General features: G+C 59.1%; 14 protein-coding genes and 1 pseudogene. 3 read left to right on the top strand and 12 right to left on the bottom strand.

The features are described 5' to 3' along the window. Positions 1-18 precede the first annotated feature (18 nt). The 12 genes and pseudogenes from DPQ65_RS06160 to DPQ65_RS06110 form a co-directional block, all read right to left on the bottom strand. Positions 19-213 (bottom strand): ferredoxin, encoded by a 195-nt coding sequence (locus DPQ65_RS06160; RefSeq protein WP_202863029.1) that lies wholly within the window; start codon positions 211-213, stop codon positions 19-21. Between the two features lie 44 nt (positions 214-257). Further along, positions 258-1,637, bottom strand: coding sequence for an aldehyde dehydrogenase family protein (locus DPQ65_RS06155; RefSeq protein WP_114906513.1), 1,380 nt, complete (start codon positions 1,635-1,637; stop codon positions 258-260). 32 nt (positions 1,638-1,669) lie between these two features. Next, positions 1,670-2,662, bottom strand: coding sequence for a 5-dehydro-4-deoxyglucarate dehydratase (locus DPQ65_RS06150; protein ID WP_162802047.1), 993 nt, complete (start codon positions 2,660-2,662; stop codon positions 1,670-1,672). 530 nt (positions 2,663-3,192) lie between these two features. Beyond that, positions 3,193-4,374 (bottom strand): MFS transporter, encoded by a 1,182-nt coding sequence (locus tag DPQ65_RS06145; RefSeq protein WP_162802046.1) that lies wholly within the window; start codon positions 4,372-4,374, stop codon positions 3,193-3,195. 193 nt (positions 4,375-4,567) lie between these two features. Next, positions 4,568-5,638 carry an ABC transporter substrate-binding protein gene (locus DPQ65_RS06140; RefSeq protein WP_114906510.1) on the bottom strand — a complete coding sequence of 357 codons (1,071 nt, stop codon included), beginning with the start codon at positions 5,636-5,638 and terminating at the stop codon, positions 4,568-4,570. Continuing rightward, positions 5,635-6,837 carry an ABC transporter ATP-binding protein gene (locus DPQ65_RS06135; protein WP_162802045.1) on the bottom strand — a complete coding sequence of 401 codons (1,203 nt, stop codon included), beginning with the start codon at positions 6,835-6,837 and terminating at the stop codon, positions 5,635-5,637. Before DPQ65_RS06135 ends, DPQ65_RS06140 begins: the two co-directional genes overlap by 4 nt. A 101-nt stretch (positions 6,838-6,938) precedes the next feature. Further along, positions 6,939-7,493 carry an ABC transporter permease gene (locus DPQ65_RS16055; RefSeq protein WP_238146715.1) on the bottom strand — a complete coding sequence of 185 codons (555 nt, stop codon included), beginning with the start codon at positions 7,491-7,493 and terminating at the stop codon, positions 6,939-6,941. 327 nt (positions 7,494-7,820) lie between these two features. Further along, positions 7,821-8,408 (bottom strand): annotated as a pseudogene (locus DPQ65_RS16445) (ABC transporter permease subunit); the annotation flags it as partial. A 770-nt stretch (positions 8,409-9,178) separates the two neighbouring features. Next, entirely contained in the window at positions 9,179-9,436 is a 258-nt protein-coding gene (locus tag DPQ65_RS06125) for a hypothetical protein (RefSeq protein ID WP_114906507.1), read from the bottom strand. Between the two features lie 129 nt (positions 9,437-9,565). After that, positions 9,566-9,832 carry a hypothetical protein gene (locus tag DPQ65_RS06120; protein ID WP_114906506.1) on the bottom strand — a complete coding sequence of 89 codons (267 nt, stop codon included), beginning with the start codon at positions 9,830-9,832 and terminating at the stop codon, positions 9,566-9,568. 47 nt (positions 9,833-9,879) lie between these two features. Further along, a complete protein-coding gene (locus tag DPQ65_RS06115; RefSeq protein WP_162802043.1) occupies positions 9,880-10,638 on the bottom strand; it encodes a metal-dependent hydrolase in 759 nt (252 codons plus the stop codon). Further along, complete coding sequence (locus DPQ65_RS06110; RefSeq protein WP_162802042.1) at positions 10,638-10,874, bottom strand: hypothetical protein; 237 nt, start codon at positions 10,872-10,874, stop codon at positions 10,638-10,640. The genes DPQ65_RS06115 and DPQ65_RS06110 overlap by 1 nt, the downstream gene beginning before the upstream one ends. 333 nt (positions 10,875-11,207) lie before the next feature. Between DPQ65_RS06110 and DPQ65_RS06105 the strand changes: the two genes are divergently transcribed. The 3 genes from DPQ65_RS06105 to DPQ65_RS06095 all read left to right on the top strand — a co-directional run bounded on the left by DPQ65_RS06105 (position 11,208) and on the right by DPQ65_RS06095 (position 14,007). Beyond that, on the top strand, positions 11,208-12,023 hold the full coding sequence (locus tag DPQ65_RS06105) for a hypothetical protein (RefSeq protein WP_162802041.1): 816 nt from the start codon (positions 11,208-11,210) through the stop codon (positions 12,021-12,023). Then, on the top strand, positions 12,017-13,318 hold the full coding sequence (locus DPQ65_RS06100) for an Eco57I restriction-modification methylase domain-containing protein (protein ID WP_162802040.1): 1,302 nt from the start codon (positions 12,017-12,019) through the stop codon (positions 13,316-13,318). The genes DPQ65_RS06105 and DPQ65_RS06100 overlap by 7 nt, the downstream gene beginning before the upstream one ends. Positions 13,319-13,410: 92 nt before the next feature. After that, positions 13,411-14,007 carry a hypothetical protein gene (locus DPQ65_RS06095; protein WP_114906501.1) on the top strand — a complete coding sequence of 199 codons (597 nt, stop codon included), beginning with the start codon at positions 13,411-13,413 and terminating at the stop codon, positions 14,005-14,007. Positions 14,008-14,079 lie beyond the last annotated feature (72 nt).

The following is a 14,079-nucleotide window of genomic DNA, read 5'->3' as shown; positions in this document are numbered from 1 at the left end:
CTCAGACCTCGACACGAATCATCGCTCCAGCCGCAATGCCGCCGCAGGACACGATCGAACAGCAGCTCGCGCCTCCTCAAGTTGACCGTCGTCCGGATTCTCAATAAGAACTATTGCCTTGTTGGTATCCTCGTCCAGATCAAACAAGTCGGGAGCTTCCACGACGCAGTTTCCGTAGCCGAGGCATTCCTCTAAGTTCAGGTGGATCCTCATCACCTACTCCTTAAACTCTGTCGACACACAGCCTCAGCTGCGCTTCAGGCTGTCACGGAGATCGTATAGGTCTCCGTGAAGAATTCACGCGCTGCCATCCCCTGCTCACGGGGCCCGTAACTCGAGGCTTTGACGCCTCCGAAGGGTGCGTGAAAATCAACTCCAGCAGTAGGAGCATTCACCTTGATCATTCCGGCCTCAACGCGATCAACGAACGTCATCGCAGCACTCAGGTCCTTCGTGAACAACGCCGCAGACAGCCCATATCCGACTGAGTTCGCTACTTCGATGGCCTCATCTCCGTCGGACACCTCCATTAGCGATACTACTGGGCCGAACACCTCTTCCCTGGCTAGGATGTCCTCCCGATCCGCCAGCTCAAGCACAGTTGGTTTAATATGGAATCCTGTCATGTCAACATCGCGCTGTCCGCCCATAAGAATTCGTCCTCCACTTAGTGACACTGCCCTGTGGACATCATCAAGTGCTGCTGCGCTAATTACGGGACCTATAACCGTGGCCTCATCCATAGGGTCGCCAACAGCTAGCCTTGAAACCTCAGCCAAGAGCGCCTCACGCAACTCCGGCATCACTGCTCGCTCAGCAATGATGCGGCTAGTCGCCGTACACTTTTGGCCTGCGTAACTCATCGCAGCGTACGCTGTTGCCTTTGCTGCACGCTCTACATCGGCATCAGCCAGCACAATGCTGGCGTTTTGCCCTCCCATCTCTACCTGGACGCGAGCGGATCGCTCGGCAGCTAGAGCGATGACCGACCGGCCGACATTCGTAGAACCCGTAAATGTCACCGCCGCAACACTAGATTCCCGAATTATTTGCCTCGCCGCGTCAGCGCCCCCGTAGGCCACGTTGAAAACGTCCGTCGGCACGTGCTTCAACACAATATCAGAAAACATCTCTGCGCAGCCCACCGCTTGGCTAGCGGGCTTGAGGACGACTGAATTGCCGAATGCCAGCGCCGGGAACACTTTCCAGGCGGGGATAGCAATCGGAAAATTCCATGGCGTAATAGCCGCCACGACGCCAACTGGGCGCCGACGCGTGGACAACCACGTTTTCCCATCCGTTGCCGGGATGGTTTCGCCGTCTGCCAAAAGAACGACCTGAGCAAAGTACTGGGCGATCGATATGGCACGCTCCACTTCTCCACGTGCTTCGACGATCGGCTTGCCGACTTCACGTGCGACGAGGGTCGCAATCTCTTCTGTCCGCGTCTGGAACTCTCGTGCAATCCCTAATAGGGCCGTTTGCCGCTCAAGCGCACTGCTACGACGCCACGACCTTGCCCCTTCATCGACTTGCTGGAGCATGTGCTCCAGTTGCCTTTTTCCCACGGCCTCGACCTCAGTGACACTATCGAGTGGGTCATGAGGGTTGCTGCTTTTAATAACAGGCATGCGCATACTTCCTCCTCGAGTAAATGGGAGCCGGGCTGTCAGATTTTCGAATCAGAAGCATTTGGTCTCCAATCTGCCCGTTCATTGGCATTCTGACAGGGCATCAAATCGCTGAATAGCCCAATTCCTTCAAGGAATGCCTGAAGATCCTTTCTGTCTTCCTCTCGTGGCGCCGGAAGAGGCACTCTAACTTTCCCTACTGGTATTCCTCGCATTTGCACAGCTTCCTTCACCAGGGAAATCGCATAGCCTGGCACACGGTCTCGGAGAAGAGTAAATGGCAACACCACGCGATCCGTCAACTGGCGAATGGCTTGGCTATCACCACGAGCGGCTGCGGCATTGAACGCGGCGGCGAACTCTGGGATCATATTGAGCAACGCAGAAGAGTATGACGGAACGCCGATACTCGCCAGCGCCGGAGCGTATAGTTCAGCAGTCGGGGTACCGTTGAAGAACAAGAATTCAGCTCCTTCAACTGCAGCCACCTGCTGCTGCATTACGTCCACCAGGCCGTTACCGTCCTTGAGGCCAACCACATTTCGGATCCGCGCCAAACGCTTCAGCCCCTCTGGCGGGAGCGACTGACCGTCCCGCTGATAGATGATTAGACCAAAGTCCACAGGCGCCGCAGCTGCTATCGTCGCGTAGTAGTCGAGCAGAGCGTTCTCATCCCCGGGAGCGAGGTAGGGTGGAAATACCAGCGCGCCGTCCGCCCCCGCCTCTGCAGCCACGCTCACCATCTGACGTGACGCGGCTAGGCCAAAGCCGACGCCCGCGAAAACGGGAACTCGTCCGTTCACCACGTCAACTACCGCTGCCACTACACGGACATGCTCCTCGGGCGAGAGGGACTGCATCTCGCCCGTACCACAACCAGGGAAGACGGCCCTAGCCCCGTAAGACAACTGGATCTCGACGTGCTGCGCCAGCACGTCGAGATCCACCCTGTCCTTGGGCGTGAAGGGTGTGGTCGGAAAAGACATAAGGCTCCCGGCCGGGACCTTCTTGGCGAGGTCATCGTGCTCCATGGTGTCGCTCCGGTTCTCCATCGATCTTGGTGATACTGCTCAGGTCACGAAAGGCCAACATGCGCCCTACCCGGGCCCCACACTCCGTCAGGGCCTGAACAGTCGCCAGCAGACCCTTGTGGTCTCCGCATAGGGTCTACATATGCAACTGGCTGACTCCCAGTGTAGTCACTTCGTTCCCGACTGGTCAAGAGGAACAGCGTGGGCAGCCACCCCAGCCACGAACCATTGGATGGGTGTGACGCTGAAGGGCGGGCGGACTGCCCGGGCTGGAAACGAGACATCCTGAGGCACGAAGGCGGGAGGCACAGCGCTGGTCCCGTCCGTTCGAAGTAGCGCGGTGGCCGGCGGAAGGCGCACTATGGAGAAACGATTAGTCTGCGGCTCCACCTTTGACGCGGTGAGCAGCCCCTCGCGCGCTTGGCCTGGGCAGGTGACGACGGCGTTCGCCTTGCTGAGGCCGGCAACCCATCCTGCAACCGCCTCGTGTCTACTCTCACACTGGCTGCTTGTCAAAGTTGACGGCATACTCACGCAATTACCGGAACTTTCGTCTCTCGAATAGCAATTGCCACAAACGCCACCATGACTAGGAGCGAAGCCGCAATAAGGAACACGGCCGAGAACCCGGTCGTGGGTAACAAGGTACTCAGTGCTATCGGTCCAAGGAGCAACCCAACATCCATTGCCATGCGTTGCACTCCCACAGCTGTCCCCCGAACTTCTTCCTCTGCCGCATCGACCACTCCTGCGGTAGGGGCAGCCGTCGCATACCCAGTGAAGGCGCCTAGCATCCCCGCGAGCACGAACAGCCACAATTCCTCCTGCGTTATCGCGAAAAGGCCCACGGTACACCCCGAGAGTAATAGACTGATGACCGTTGTTGCCTTGCGCCGCCCCCCATCCAATAACCTGCCAGCCCCCCATAGCGCCAACAGATTACCGAGCGCAGACACAGTCAACAAGGCCCCGATCGATGAGGTGCTCATCTCAATCACATCACCCGCATATAATGGTAGAATCGTATTCCTGATTCCGGCTCGAACGAGAGATACAGTAAAAGTGACCAACAAGGCAGCGATGAACACGGGGTGCGCGAGTAGTCTACGTAACAACACCTTTTTAGACGTCCGTGGCCCGCGGGCATGTACCGCCTCACGATTCCTCGGCACTTCATTCAGGGATGGGAACGTGATCGCCACGATAATAAACCCCACAACAGCAATCCCGGCATACGCATAGAACGGCGCTCTCATACCGAATGCATCAGCTGTTACACCACCGACTATGGGGCCAATGGCTAACCCAATAATGAAGATTCCCTGATACTGGCTTATTCGCTGCCCGATCTTGTCTCTAGGAGCTATGGCAATCACTAACAGCATCGCCGACGTGACATACAGTGCCGACCCGACCCCTTGAACAGCGCGTGCTGCAATAAGCACCGACAGAGAATTGGTTGCTCCCGCAATGACGGATCCGCCAGCAGTCACCAAACATCCCGTGAGGGCGATACTCCTTGGACCATACCGGTCAGACCAACTTCCCCCTGCCACGTCGAACAACACGCGTCCAATGGCGAAGGACCCAACTACCACGCCAATCTCAGTGCTAGTCGCATCGAACTCCTGAGCGTATAACGGAAGTATCGGCGTCAACAGATTCATACCCGACACTAGTAAAAGAGAAACGAACCCCGCCGCGGAGAACACGTGTAACTCCTTTTTGACACGTTCCCTATTCGCCCGACGCATACGACACCCACCGTTTCCAGTTTAGCGCGATCTCTCAATGTTGCGACTTACCCAGGAGTGCCACTCGCCAATACGAGACAATCTTCTAGAGACAGTGCTCCGTCTATACAGCCACTAATCGCGTTCCCAAGGGACCGCCTCCCCTCTATCGCTACTCGAACAAACGGGCAACCTCTTCTCTCATGGCATTATTTGCCTCCAGTTCCTCCATGGTATAGTCGAGCTGTGAATGGAGAACTGTGCCGTTTTCCTGGAGCATCTCAAGCCTCGCCGACTCAATGCCCACGTCCTCATTCAGAACTGATTGTCCGGCAATGTCCTCGTAGGCTTGGAGCCCTTCGGTGCTGGTCGCCCACACAACAAACAACTTCGCGGCATTTGGATTTTCAGCCCCGGCCGCCACAAACAAGCCGAAGGGACTCACGCTCACGGTGTCGGTCCTTGCCCACTCAATTGGGGCGCCCCGCTCTTTTTCATTAAGGATCCCCGACAGATGGTCACCGAACCCAATATCAGCCTGGCCTGACGAAACCGTGGTACGACGCATACCCGATGACCCTGGAAGCGTTAACTGCTTCGTGCGCATCTCTTCAGCGAGTTCCCGTGCCGCCTCCAGGTCGTTGTCTACTGTGAACGCATAGGCACCAAATCCATGCCCACGCGGATCGACAGCGATTACCCCGTCACTATACTGTGCAACGTCCTCCCACGATTTAGGGACGTCCTCCTCTGAAACGAGCTCCGTATTATAGGCGATCGAATAGACAGTATCGCTCCAGTGAACGATGCGCCCTTCGAGCAGATCAGGAACGAGCGCCGGATTCACGCCTAGGCCCACCCAGTCCACGTCCATGATCGAATCCGTTTCCAAGAGCTCCTTGGAACCTGACGGCTGTGCAAATGACACGTCGAAGTCCGGCGAAGCCCCGGCAGTCACGGCAGTCACAAGGGTTGCGCCGCTATCGCCAGCGCTCCTCGAGAGCACCTCAACAGTCACACCTGGGTATCGTTCCTCGAATGCCTCAGCAAGCTCATCGAGCCCTTGCTGTGACGACGAGAATATCAAACCACCTTCTTCTCTGGCATCCTCGTACAACCCCTGAAGTTCCTCTGGTACATCTTCCGCAGCCTCAACTGGCGGATTGCCGGAGCAAGCAGCCGTCGTCAGAACGCCGACAACAGCTAGTGGAACAACTAGGCGGCCCATGGTGCTATGACTCATTGTCTCTTCTCCGTACTCGATGGCGGAAGTGGTTCTGTGGCTGCACCGTGGGGTGCATCCCGGTCCTGAAATATGAATGCTCTCTCGGGGGCGAAGGCGACATTTACCAAGTGCCCTTCGGAGGAGTCCGGGTTTCGATACCGAAACAACCTCACCTCTTGATCCCCAACCTGCACATGGACTTCCCACCGCTCCCCGAGGAATTGCAGTGACGTGACCCTCCCCGTGAGTCGATTGTCGTGAGGCGCGCCTTCATCCCGGATGCTGCTGTCTCCACCCTCGGCAGCTTCCTGAATCGTGATGTCATGCGTGCGGATTCCTAGAGTTGCCTTCTCGCCGACGTTCAACTCCTTGTTCCTTGGGATCGCGACGCGAACCGTCTCGCCAGTTCCAGACAATTCAGCTATGACCACACTACCGTGGCGCTCTAGTACTCTTGCGGGGATAAGGTTAATATTCCCTAGGAAGCCGGCTACAAACTCGGTGTCGGGTGACCCGTATATTGCCTCTGGCTCTCCTTGTTGCTCAATCCTCCCATCGCGCATGAGGAGAATACGATCAGACATGGATAGCGCCTCAAACTGATCATGTGTCACATAGATTGATGTGAGACCATGCTCCTTTGATATCTGACGGAGTTCATGACGCATCTCCCGGCGCAACTTGGAGTCCAGGTTTGAAAGAGGCTCGTCCAGCAGGAGAAGGCCGGACCGGGAAATGATAGCTCGAGCCAACGCGACTCGCTGCTGTTGACCGCCGGATAGTTCATGGACGCCTCTTCCGCCGTATCCCCCCAACCCCACGGTCTCAAGTGTTCTGTTGACGTCCCGGTCCACATTCATGGACGACCTTCGCGTAGACCGCGCCCGTGCATTGAGAAGGGGATACGCAACATTCTGAGACACAGTCATATGCGGCCAGACAGCATAACTCTGGAAGACCATGCCTATATCACGCCTGTTGGGAGGAACGAAGCGGCGCTTATCGGCGACGGACTCGTCACCGATCCTGATCACGCCATCATCCGGACTCTCTAGGCCCGCAATACAGCGCAGTAGGGTGCTCTTACCGGAACCGCTCGGTCCAAGCAGAGTGAGAAACTCTCCTGATCCAACGTCAAAGGAGATGTCTCGAAGAACGTCTACTCGCTCGCGGTTCCGTCCTAGCACGAAGCTCTTATATAGGCCAGCGACTTCCACGGTTTTCCCAGGATGGCTTTCAACTGAGCCTCTTGGGGCTTCTCGTGTTTTCGCAGGCGTGGCATCTAGGGTCGACTCCGAACGACTCCAAATCATGTACCTCAGCCTTCCTCTCGCGACATTCGCTGCCAGGTTAGAATAAGGGCCAAGAGGACCGTTACCATGCACACCGACAGGGCACTGAACTGTTGGATGTTTCCGTCTTGGATTCTCTGCCACAGGAACGCACCAATTGTTTGGTTCTCAGGTGATGCGAGAACCGGAGCGATATTCATGTCCCGCATGACATGGGCCACTAGCCATATCCACCCGGCCATGAACGCCGGCATAAGAAGTGGACCCGTAACGCGAAGGAACGTCTTCGCGCCGGTTGCACCAGACATCAGGGACGCTTCTTCCAAGGATGGATGCATCTGGGCTATTCCTGAGCGCATCGCGATCATGGAGAAAGGGAGGTAGTTTGTTAAGTAGGCGATAACCATTATCGTAATGCTTCCCGATATAGGAAGTGGTAGGTAGAGGTACGTCATGTATATGGCGGCGCCAAGCAGGACTCCTGGGATCGCAATTGGGGCGAACGCCAAGACAGCTAGCAGGGATGTCGATGGTCTTTGGATGCGCGTTACCAGCCATCCAACACCGACTGCAACGAACATCGTAAGGGTCGCACTTAGTAAGGTAACCAAGACGGTATTCGTTACCATTCGACGTACATTGCGAGCATCCAACAATTGTGCGTATGCGTCGAGACTGAGGTTGCTGAATGCAGCGCTGTCAGCGGGTGGTTGGTAGAATGGCTGCAGACTCGCGAGCACTAGGATGGCCATGGGCAAGACTAGAGCAATGGTGACGACCACAGCTAGGTAGAGTTGGGCGATTGCAGTCCATCGGCGACTTAGTGCCGTGCGCGTGAGCCTAAAGCTTCGAGCAGACACAACAGCGTATCGAGTGCTCTTGCCATTGGCACGGGTATACAAAACGATCAGTGCTGCCGCGAGTATCAGCATAAGCAGACCGATTACTGCGGCTCTGTTATGATTAGGAAGCCCAATCTGGGGCGTCATTTCGGCATATAGGCGGCTAGAGAAGACTTGTAGACCGGGCGCTGAGCCGACAATCGCAGGGATGTCGAACGTGCCTAGCATGATGATAGCCATCATTATTACTGCACCTAGTACCGCTGGTTGCACCAATGGGAGTATTATCTTTCGGGCGGTACGAAGTCGGCTTGCCTTACATACGTAGCTTGCCTCTTCCAGGTCGCCTGAGACGCGACGCAGATTTGGTGCGATCAAAGTGTACATCGTTGGTACGGCAATGATCCCACCCACAAATGCCATGCCGAAGAGAGTAGTGATGTTTATATCAACGAGATCCCCTAGGATCGGTATCCGTTCAACAGTGAGCGTGATGGCACCGATAGTACCGCTACCCAAGAGTGTCCACGCTAGTGCGGTTACTCCAGGCGCCATACCCAATCCGCAGAGAATCAGTGAGCGCCAAACGCGTCTTCCGGCGATATCGGTTCGCTCAAGGATCCATGCGGCAGGAAGACTCAGAACTAAGCCCATACAGACCGCCCCAAATGCGAAGGCAACTGTATTCGTCAGGAGTGTCCAGGTTCCGGGTTCCGACAAAAGAGTCCATGGCTCAAGACTGAAGTGTCCTACTCCCTGGTAAAGAGGGCGGTCGCTGAAAGCGTTCACGACAACCTGAAGAAGGGGACTAAGGATCAGGTAGCCAACGAGTATCAGGGCCGCGGCGATGCTGTACTTCCGGGCTGCCCCTCGGCGAGGTGCGACGCGTTGTCTTACGGGGGCGTGCGTTTCGGTCACCATGGCCGGCCAAAGCTTCCTGTGGAGGTCAAATCACATGCCTTACTGTTCAATGCAAGCGAGGCCAGCGCGTCGGCTGGGTTGCCGTTGTCGTCTTGAAGGTGACGCGTATCGGAAACTTGATGGAGAGCTGCAGCGAGCATGGTTCCTCACTATGGCTGGTGTCTGCATAGGGAGATGAAAGGATTGGTGTGTAGATGCTAGGGGCCAGTATGGACGTTGTCAAGACCCTCCTTTGGTTCGCCCATGCGATCTGTCGGGGCGCGGATACGGAAGGTCGTCAAGCTCGTTTGATCCAGCAGTTGGCTTGCTGTCTGGACCAGTTCCGCACAGCGATGGACGTCGCGGAGTCAGGAGGATGCGATGTGACCTGGTGCTCCCGCATGAGTGGGGCACGCCTGACTGCCCTGTGGCCGCGCAGTCAGTGGAGTTTGGAAGCGCTGTGCGGTCCAACGTGGGTCACTGGTAGGGGCGGGCGTTCGGGCGCGGCGGCGGTTCCGGGGCCGTCACCGACCCCACGCGAGCCGGTAGCGGTCCGTGGCGGTGAGCGCCACCCCGGCCTCCGCCAACACCATGCGAGTGGTCAGGGCGCACGTGGCCGTCTTCGGTGGCCTCGACGAGCGCGGGGGCCAGGGCCGGGATCGGCGGACGGGAGGCACCCATCGCGGTGGTCGCAGGGCGGCCGCCAGGGCACGGTAGTAAAGCTCGAACGCTCCGGACGCCGCGGCCGCGGTGTCCTCAATGCTCGTCGGCGTGATGGTCATGGTGCATTTCTTTCACTCTATGTTCGACAACACACAGTCCAATGCCGCCCACTGACAGACCCGTGCCAGCGGTGCTTTTCACAACATGTCTCCAGTCAGCTGGATCAGGTGCCTGCGCGCGGGCGGCCATCACTTCACCTCGCTCAGGACGGCTTCGATGATCGAGCTGTGACGCGCGTGGACCAAGCGCGCCTGCGAGCCCCCGACCGTCCGCACGACCAGGGACCACCGCTGCTCGGGCGCCTCGTGCGGGCACTCGCGCCAGTAGTAGTCGACCTCGCCGCCACAGCTCGGGCAGGCGAACGGGTCGACGGGACAGGTCTTGCACTCGCACCGCTCCATCGTCAGGACCTCGCCGCCGCTGGCCTCGACGTTAGAACCGTTGTATGTAGCCATCGGTCCGCTCACTTCCCTCACTTTGACTTGTTCCGACACTGCACAGTCTAAATGTGAGGGCTGACAGAGCCAGTGCTCGCCAGACCGGGAAGAACAGTCCGCACGATCAGGTCGCCGGCCTCCAGCAAACTGGCAAGGTCGTGGATCCCGAGGTGACCGGCCAGCAGGAAGACGGTGCCCAGACTCAGGGCCGGCGCGACCACGGCGCGCTCCATCCTCGAGTTCACACTGAACAACTGCAGACTGATCCGCTGCTTCACCCCGAACAGCCAGACAATTGGGATCGGCACACCCTCGGTGGTGATCAGATCACCGAGGATGTGGACCAAGACTCCACCGGCCAGCACCAGCGGCAGCAACTCCAGCCCGCCGGCACCGTTGTTGACCAACCACCAGGCCCCCAGGCCCGAGGCGATGAGGTTGAGTGGGGCACCGATGCGACCGGCCCCGACGACCATCAGTCCGCGCAGCGCCAAGCCGATGCACAGGGCCAGCGCGACCGTCAGGGAGATCGGGTGCAGGCCCGCCAGCCAGGCACCAACTGCCACGGTCAGCGACACCAGGACGGCGTCGTGGGTCCCCTGTCGGTGTCCGCCGACAACCGCACCCAGCCCGGTGCCGAGCAGTCTGGTCGGTGCTCCCCACATGCGAGCAGCGTGAGAGCCCCCCGTGTCCAGGTCTGGACTCATGGCCGCCCCACCGAGGGCCAACACCCAGGCGACCTGCTCGGACCAGTGCTGGACCGGGACCAGGCCGACCGTGGCCACACCGACCAGCATGCCGCTGGCCGCGTGGTTGTAGCCCATCACCGGGGCCACACCCCGACCGACTCGGTCCGATGACTGATCTCCACCGAGAGGACGAGCTCGCAGACATCTGTGTCAACCTCGTCATCCCAGACCGTTGCGTTGATGATCCCCAGTGCGGTGTCATCGCAGACGATCATGGACCTGCGCAGCCACTCCCCCAGCGGCCCGGTGCTTTGATCCAACGGCTGGTGGACGTCCATGCTGGTGACCGCCTGGACGTCCACCAGCCTCATGTGACACCGAGCGCCCGAGTCCAGTGGGCCAGGTGTTCGCGCCGGGTTGGTCATGTAGGTCTACCTCTCGTCAGATGAATAGTCCTTTCCCGTCCAAGTAGGTGCCGCCGACTCAGTCGCTGTGACCCCGCGACGACGGACGTCCAGCGCAGTCGTGGCCGGGAAAGATGCCCTGTGGCCACCCTTCGAGCCTTGCCCTGGTCAGAACCACGACCGGATAGGTTCGGGGTCATGACCCAAGCCCGAGTCGGAAGCAGAACCGCTCTCCTCGAGAGGCTGGTCAACAAATCCGGTGGTGTCCGGTCAGAAGCAACAATCCAATCGGACGTGCGGATGCTCCTTCTCGACAATGAGCTTGGCCTGGCCGCGGATGATCTAGACGTCCAACTTGAGACACAAGTGGGTCAGGGACAGCGGATCGACGTCGAGGTCGGCTGCACCGTGATCGAGGTCAAGAGATCACTGGCCAGCGAGACTGCGATCGCCCAGGCCGCAGCACAGGTGAGCAACTATGTGCAGACCCGCGCGGCAGAGATGGGGCAGCGCTACGTCGGGATCATCACCGACGGCCGGCTCTGGATCGCGTACCACGAGGTCGAGGGGGCTCTGACCGAGGCAACCCGGCACACTGCCACAACCGGCGGCCCCGGCGCCGCCCAGGACCTACTGCGCTGGCTCGAAGGTGTCCTGGCCACTAAGAAGGGTGTTCGGCCGACGCCGAACGAGATCGCCGATCGGCTCGGAGCCGAGAGCTCCTCTCACGCACTGGACTACTCCATCCTCAAGGCCATGTACGCAGACAGCAGGGACCTACCGACCGTGGCCCTGAAGCGCGAGCTATGGGCCGACCTGCTCCGCAGCGCACTGGGAACCCAGTTCACGGACTCGGATGATCTCTTCCTCGAACACACCCTTTTGGTCAACAGCGCTGAGATCATCGCGCACCTGGTCCTCGGCCTTGACGCCGAAGAACTCTCGCCGGCGACCTTGCTGTCCGGCGACCAGTTCACCATCGCTGGTCTGCACGGCGTGGTCGACCGAGACTTCTTCGACTGGGTCCTCGAAGTCCCTGGCGGAGACGGGTTCATCAACGCTCTGGCCGACGGCTTGCCCGGTTCGACTGGTCAGCAGTCGAGCACGACGTGCTGAAAGTTCTCTACGAGTCCGTCATCCCAGCCGAAACTCGCAAAGCACTGGGCGAGTACTACACCCCTGACTGGCTGGCCAACCGCGTTGTGTCCGAGGTAGTCACCGACCCTCTCAACCAACGGGTCCTGGATCCCTCCTGCGGTTCCGGAACATTTGTGTTCTACGCCGTACGCCGTTTCCTGATAGCAACTGAACACTCAGGCATGTCTCTGAAAGACGCCATGGGACTGGTGACCTCCAGGGTGATGGGCATCGACCTGCATCCCGTTGCCGTCGCCCTGGCTCGGGTGACATACCTGCTGGCCCTGGGTCGGGAACGGCTCAACGCCCCAGACCGGGGCAATCTGTCCGTCCCGATTTACCTGGGCGACTCGCTCGGCTGGGACCAGCGCGAGGACCTGATGAGCATCAGCCACCTCGTCATTCCCACCGAGGTCGGCGACCAACTCCTGTCCGGAGAACTGCGCTTCGGCGAACATCTACTTGAGAACTCTGCTCTCTTCGACGATCTGATTCAGACTCTGGTCAACGAGGCCGGTCGGGCTGCAGGCAAACCGACTCGCAAACTGTCCGAGGGGACGATCCGCCGTCTAGCACTGGCCGAGGCCGACCTTCCCGACCTGAACGCGAACTTCGTCCGCCTCAAAGAGCTACACGAAGCAGGGCGGAACCACATCTGGTCCTACTACATCCGCAACGTCTCACGCCCCGCGTGGCTCGCCCGATACGAAAACCGCGTCGACGTGCTGATCGGGAACCCACCATGGCTGAGTTACCGACACATGACCGCCACCATGCAGAAACGGTTCAAGACACTGGCCAAAGATCGCGGCTTCTGGCACAACGAGACCACCGCCACCCACCAGGACCTCGCCGGCCTGTTCGTCGCACGCGCCGTCGAGCGCTATCTCAAGACTGGCGGCAGGCTCGCCTTCGTCGTCCCCAACTCGGTGATCGACCGCGACTACTGGAGAGGCTTTCGTCGCGGCAGCTTCGACGGCGCGAACGTCACCTTCAGCCCCAGCTGGGACCTGCGCAGAATCCGGCCACACCTCTTCCCCCGCGGATCTGCTGTGATCTTCGGATCGCGTGGTCCGGCAGCAGACCAGATGCCGGCCACGGCCCTCATCTGGACGGGGCGAGCACCGCACCCTCACGCCACCCACGACACGGCTCACCTCCTGAGCCAAGCGCTGGCAGCTTGTCCATCGGCTCCGAGGACGACCCCCGCTCGCCCTATGCCAAGCGCTTTAGCCAGGGAGCAAGTCTCGTACCTCGCGTGCTCATGCGCGTAGAGCCCTCGGAAGAAACCGCACTTGGCGTGCCCAGCGGTCGGGCAGCTGTCATATCAAAGCGATCCGCGACAGAGAAGGCACCGTGGAAGGAAGTGCCGAACATCTCCGGATCCGTCGAGACCGAGTTCATCTGGCCAACGCTCCTTGGCGAGCATGTATTGCCGTTCCGAAACCAAGATCCAGATCTGTTCGTCGTGCCCCTGACCAGCCAGGGCACTTTGCTCTCCGGTGAGCACCAACGGATCGACGCCTACCCCGGCCTCGCCGACTGGACCCGGAGGACGGAAGAGATCTGGCGCACGCGCAGCACGGGCAAGATGACCCTGACCGAGCAGATCGATCACATGAGCAAGCTCACCCAACAGGTACCCCCGCCACAGCTAAGAGTGGTCTACGCAAAGGCTGGGATGCACGTCTCCGCCGCAGTAGTTACGAACCCGAGGGTGATCATCGACCACACCCTGTACTGGAGCGCAGTCGCGACGTTGGCCGAAGGACGCTTTCTCATGGGCATTCTTAATGCCCCCGTTCTGACTGCCCTTGTTCGTCCGTTGATGTCATACGGTAAGGACGAGAGGCACATCGACAAGCACGTCTGGAAACTGCCGATCCCGACGTTCGATCCCGGAATTTGTCAAGATGGTGGCTCTTCTGACTCACCTGTGGGTGTTCTGAGGGTGCCTGGGTAGGGCGCACGCCGTTCCCTGCATAGGTTTCTGAGCTGTCAAGGAACAGAAGCCAGTGGTCAGGAGAACGGCGTG

Origin of the sequence: Ornithinimicrobium murale (genome assembly GCF_003352835.1) — a bacterium.
Taxonomy (GTDB): Bacteria; Actinomycetota; Actinomycetes; order Actinomycetales; family Dermatophilaceae; genus Ornithinicoccus; species Ornithinicoccus muralis.
This window is presented reverse-complemented; position numbering and strand designations above follow the sequence as displayed.

Excerpts from the sequence above, each read along its gene's own strand:
- DPQ65_RS06160 (WP_202863029.1), bottom strand. The coding sequence starts at position 213 with ATGAGGATCCACCTGAACTTAGAGGAATGCCTCGGCTACGGAAACTGC.
- DPQ65_RS06155 (WP_114906513.1), bottom strand. The coding sequence starts at position 1,637 with ATGCGCATGCCTGTTATTAAAAGCAGCAACCCTCATGACCCACTCGAT.
- DPQ65_RS06150 (WP_162802047.1), bottom strand. The coding sequence starts at position 2,662 with ATGGAGCACGATGACCTCGCCAAGAAGGTCCCGGCCGGGAGCCTTATG.
- DPQ65_RS06140 (WP_114906510.1), bottom strand. The coding sequence starts at position 5,638 with ATGAGTCATAGCACCATGGGCCGCCTAGTTGTTCCACTAGCTGTTGTC.
- DPQ65_RS16055 (WP_238146715.1), bottom strand. The coding sequence starts at position 7,493 with ATGTTCGTTGCAGTCGGTGTTGGATGGCTGGTAACGCGCATCCAAAGA.
- DPQ65_RS06125 (WP_114906507.1), bottom strand. The coding sequence starts at position 9,436 with ATGACCATCACGCCGACGAGCATTGAGGACACCGCGGCCGCGGCGTCC.
- DPQ65_RS06120 (WP_114906506.1), bottom strand. The coding sequence starts at position 9,832 with ATGGCTACATACAACGGTTCTAACGTCGAGGCCAGCGGCGGCGAGGTC.
- DPQ65_RS06115 (WP_162802043.1), bottom strand. The coding sequence starts at position 10,638 with ATGGGCTACAACCACGCGGCCAGCGGCATGCTGGTCGGTGTGGCCACG.
- DPQ65_RS06110 (WP_162802042.1), bottom strand. The coding sequence starts at position 10,874 with ATGAGGCTGGTGGACGTCCAGGCGGTCACCAGCATGGACGTCCACCAG.
- DPQ65_RS06105 (WP_162802041.1), top strand. The coding sequence starts at position 11,208 with ATGCTCCTTCTCGACAATGAGCTTGGCCTGGCCGCGGATGATCTAGAC.